Below are 4,599 nucleotides of genomic sequence, written 5' to 3'. Positions count from 1 at the left end.
ATTTCTTGTATTTCATAAGTCCAAAGTTATGTAATTAATTTACTAATTTCACTCCAGCTTATTTAGGGGCTAATATACTACTATTTTCAACTCTACTTCCAAAACCTCCTAAATATTCTTCTTTTTTATGATGTATGAACTCACTAATGAAGTAGTTGGATTTGATCATCAGATAAAGTTTTTTTAATAACCATTCATCAACTTCAGATTTTTGAAAGAATAAATACCGTTATTAGTCTTAGAGTAGGGGATTTTATTGAAATAAAACAATTACAAAATTTAGATGCTCTAATTATATTAGATGAAACAAAAAAAGTGATCAGATAAATAGTTTTATACTTGATATTTAATATGTAGTTTGTTGATGTTTTTGAGATTGTGATGGTAAGATAATATAATTTCATTTTATAAAAGATAGTTATCGATCAAATAAACAAATGAATCAATCTATTTTTTTTAGTCATGATGATTTTACTAAAAATGAAAATAACCCTAAAATTCCTCTTACTATTAATTGTAGTAAAAATATTTTTCCTTGCGATTATATTTGTTTGTGTTGATAATAGTTGGATTGATATTCCAATGAATCATTCTAAGGCTGAGTTAAGACAAAGAACAGGATTTTATATGTTCATCTTAGTTGGTTTACTAGGCCCCTTATTAGAAGAATGTATGTTTCGGTTGCCTTTAGTGGCAAAACCAATTAATTATAGTATTTCGGGTACAATTATATTTCTTTATCTCTACTCATTTTATACGGGTGTGGAGTTAGATTCATTAGATTTTTTTTGGCAAAGACTTTTACTATCCAGTGTGCTATTTATCTTGATCTATGGTTTTTGCAGTAAGTATAGCACTTATCTTAATACGCATTGGAAGAATTATAAAATCATTAGTATAGTTTTGATGTCTTTTCTTTTTGCTATATTTCATTTGTTAAATTATGATAGTAAGAGTTTGTCGTTTTTAAGTGGCTTGGTCGTGGTAGTTCCTTATTTTATTTCAGGATTAATTTACTCGCATGTCCGGTTAAACTACAATTTTAGCTTAGTCATATTGATTCACATGCTATTTAATAGTATAGGTTTTGTATTGACTTTTAATTTTTAATATATACCATGCATAGATTTTGTACATTTTTATTTTTAGCTGTGATTCAAACCTTAACAGCTCAAAGGTCTAAAGTAGATTACATTTTTAAAGATGTAAATGTTATTACAATGAAGGATGATACGATTTTAAGAAATCAGACTGCTGTTATTCAAGATGGGAAGATTATTGAAATAACGACTAAGACTTCTTATGAATCAGACAATACAATTGACGCAAAAGGCTTTTATCTTTTGCCTTCTATGGCAGATGCACATATTCATTTTCCAGATAATAAGGAGGAGTTAGAGCGAGTAATGAAATTAAATTTGATTAATGGAATCACCAAGTTGCGTTCCATGAGAGGGCAGTGGCAAGATGTTGAATTAAAAAAACAGTATAACAATGAGAATCAGTATTATCCCAAGTTGTATTTGACAGCTCCGCCTTTTCATCGAAGTTATGATTTAACTGAACAAGAAATCGATTCTTATGTTAAAAAAGCAAAGGATAGTGGTATAGATCAAATTAAAGTTTTGAGTATAAAAAATCAACACTTGTTTGAATTATTGAGTGAGACGTGTAAAAAATACAATATGCCCTTAGGAGGTCATTTCCCTATAGTAGAAGAAGGAGTGATGGGCGATGATATTCTTTTTCAATCTTTTTATACTTCTATTGAGCATTTGGGAGGTTTAATTGAGGAGCCGGATAAGGTTGAGGAGAGGATAAATTACATTAAGAAAAAGGAATTGTTTATTTGTCCTACTATGCAGTGGTATGCCATTGGTTATGGACAATATGAGGTTGATGAAATGCTGAATCAAAGAGGAATGCAATACATTCCTGAAGGAATTAAAAATGACTGGGCTGAAAAATCGACAAATTATAGAACAAAACTTGGAAAAGAAGAGTTTGAAGCAGAAAAACAAAAATATGCTTTAGAAATGCAAGAACGCCTTAACATGACTAAGAGACTACATGATCAAGGTGTAAAATTAGTATTGAGTCCGGATAGTAGTTCAAAATTTATTGTACCTGGTTTTGGTTTATTAGAAGAAATGAAACTGTATCAGAAAGTGGGGCTTTCCAATTTTGATATATTGCAAAGTGCTACAACTAATTTTGCTTTATTCTTTAAAGAAAACTATGGAATTATAGCTTCGGGGAAAGATGCAGATTTTATTTTGGTAAAGGAAAATCCATTAGAAAATTTAAAAGCCTTAGAGCAAGTCGAAGGGGTTTTCTATAATAAGTTTTATTTAGATAAAAATAAATTAACTGAGATTGCAAAATCAATTGAACCAAATTAGTTTGATTACTTTTTAAATGGAAATATGCTATTTTCAATTTATGAACTATTGGTATGACGTAGCAATATTTCAAGAATATTTGTGAAATTCAATAGACGAAGAAAGTATAAAAAATATAGCATTTAAGTTTATGTTTGCTAACATTTTTTTCCAAATGTAAATTTCAGGTGTACTACATTCTCCGTTATCCTTCACCACCAAAGACACCTAACTTTTTGCTCCGACATTTTAATTCAAGAAAAAACTCCTAAATATTCTTCTTTTTCAAAACATATTCACGCGCTTTTGCCTTAATTTGATCATCAGATAAAGACTTGTTTTTAAGTAACCATTCATCAATTTCAGATTTCTGAAAGAATAAGTATTTACCATTAGGTTTAGAGTAGGGGATTTTACTGTAGTGAACCAGATGATAGATATACGATTTTTTAAAACCAGTATATTTTTCTAGTTCTTCCACAGAAAGAATTTCTTTGTTATTAGAGATGATAAGTTGCTCTAGATAATCAAGCTTTTCAAGTATAAGTTTAATAGTCTCCATAATCAATTGTTTTTAGATTCAGAAGCAAACTACAGTTAACTAGGTGTCAATGAACATCCAGTGTACTTTTAGGTAGTACTTGGCTTTAAGAAAAGTTGAAAATTACTATACATCCTTAAGTATAGACAACAAATTGGAATAAGTATTAAACCCCACCTTGCTTTTATTTTACTATATTTAATTTTTGAAAAAAAAGTTATAGGATGCGAAGAATTTTATTTACGCTGATTTTATTGATTACAGGAACACTGTATGCACAGACAATTGACGATAAAATTAGACTCTCAATTTCGCCTTCTGTAATGCAGACAGAGCAGAACAAAGACATAGTAGAAAAGTTAAAGCTATTTCTTCAAACAAAAAATCAGGATCCCTATAATAATGCTTATTGGAATAAAGATGATTTCAAGCGATTTGTTTCTCCCTATCGATCGTTAGTTGGGATAGAGGCTGGGAGGTTAGGCTCTCATTTCTATCAACCCACTTTGATGGAGTTACTTCCAACAGATGATCCTACCAAAATAATAGCCAAACTTGCTTATATCGGACACAATACTGAAACCAAAGAGAATTTTCTGCGCCTGATCTATAATATTGTGGTGAATAAAACGCATGAGAATATTTATTTTAGTTCCTATACAGATTTTGCTACCTCGTCTTGGCAGAAATACAGACAAGGAGATATAACGTATGTCATATCTCCTAGTAAAAAACTCGATATGAAAGAAGTTGAATCTCAAGTAAAAGATATAGAGCGATTAACTTCTTTTTTTAATACGCAACGAATTCCAATTACTTATTATTCTTGTGTAGAAGCAAAGGAACTATTCAACATAAAAGGATTTGATTACAACGCAGATATGTATCTCTCCAAGCACGGAGGACTTGCTGAAGAAGGTGGGATTGTCTATTCAGCTAACAATGCGGAAACTTATACCCATGAAATCGTTCATATTTACATGCGAAAATTGTTTCCCTTTTTACCAACTATTCTCGATGAGGGGATGGCTACTTATTTCGGAGGAAGTGGTTTTTATGATTACCAATGGCATAAAACAGCGTTAAAGAAATATATAGCAAACCATACTATCGACTATGCTCATTATCTCGATAGACCTTATGAACGATTTTATATTAAAGATGAAACACCAGTGCCTTATCTTATAGGGGCGCTAATTTGTGAATATGGAATAAAAAAAGTAGGTCAAGAGAAGTTCGTAGAACGTTTACACCAAATCGATCAAGAAACAGATGTCTGGCAAATCATTCACTTTTGGGGTTTAACTAGAGCAAACATAAATGAGGAACTAAATCAAACACTATAATAGAGAATAATAGGGCACTACAAAGAACCTTTGACTCTTTTTAAAAGTCATCATCTTTTTTACATTAATGATATAGCTAACTAATTTGGAAGGTTTTTTATTAGTTAGTTGATGTATATATAAAGGATTTATAAATAGTTAAGCCTCCGTTTAGGGAGGCTTTATTTTTAATATGATTGAATTAAAACTTCTGAAGGAATATGCAATTTTTTGGTTAAGGTGCGGATCATTTCTAAAGATAATTTTCGCTTTCTATTTAAAATTTCACTTGCTCTACTTTTTAATCCGATCATTTCTGCTAAATCATTTTGTGTGTAGCCCATTTGCTCCA

General features: G+C 30.4%; 5 protein-coding genes. 3 read left to right on the top strand and 2 right to left on the bottom strand.

The window, feature by feature from the left end; translation table 11 throughout:
* The first annotated feature begins 462 nt into the window (after positions 1 to 462).
* On the top strand, positions 463 to 1,110 hold the full coding sequence (locus HX049_RS18530) for a CPBP family glutamic-type intramembrane protease (protein ID WP_435793533.1): 648 nt from the start codon (positions 463 to 465) through the stop codon (positions 1,108 to 1,110).
* An 8-nt stretch (positions 1,111 to 1,118) separates the two neighbouring features.
* Positions 1,119 to 2,402 (top strand): amidohydrolase family protein, encoded by a 1,284-nt coding sequence (locus HX049_RS18150; protein WP_286417774.1) that lies wholly within the window; start codon positions 1,119 to 1,121, stop codon positions 2,400 to 2,402.
* Between the two features lie 247 nt (positions 2,403 to 2,649).
* On the opposite strand, the gene HX049_RS18145 is transcribed toward HX049_RS18150, so the two are convergent.
* Positions 2,650 to 2,943, bottom strand: a complete 294-nt coding sequence (locus tag HX049_RS18145; RefSeq protein WP_286417773.1) for a helix-turn-helix transcriptional regulator — start codon at positions 2,941 to 2,943, stop codon at positions 2,650 to 2,652.
* A 203-nt stretch (positions 2,944 to 3,146) separates the two neighbouring features.
* Here HX049_RS18145 and HX049_RS18140 point away from each other — a divergent pair, with 203 nt between their 5' ends.
* Positions 3,147 to 4,268 (top strand): hypothetical protein, encoded by a 1,122-nt coding sequence (locus HX049_RS18140; RefSeq protein WP_115090019.1) that lies wholly within the window; start codon positions 3,147 to 3,149, stop codon positions 4,266 to 4,268.
* Positions 4,269 to 4,435: 167 nt separating this feature from the next.
* On the opposite strand, the gene HX049_RS18135 is transcribed toward HX049_RS18140, so the two are convergent.
* Positions 4,436 to 4,599 (bottom strand): helix-turn-helix domain-containing protein (locus HX049_RS18135; RefSeq protein ID WP_286417775.1); only part of this gene is annotated, 164 nt, incomplete at its 5' end.

The organism is Myroides odoratimimus, assembly GCF_030326305.1.
Taxonomy (GTDB): Bacteria; Bacteroidota; Bacteroidia; order Flavobacteriales; family Flavobacteriaceae; genus Flavobacterium; species Flavobacterium odoratimimum_A.
This window is presented reverse-complemented; position numbering and strand designations above follow the sequence as displayed.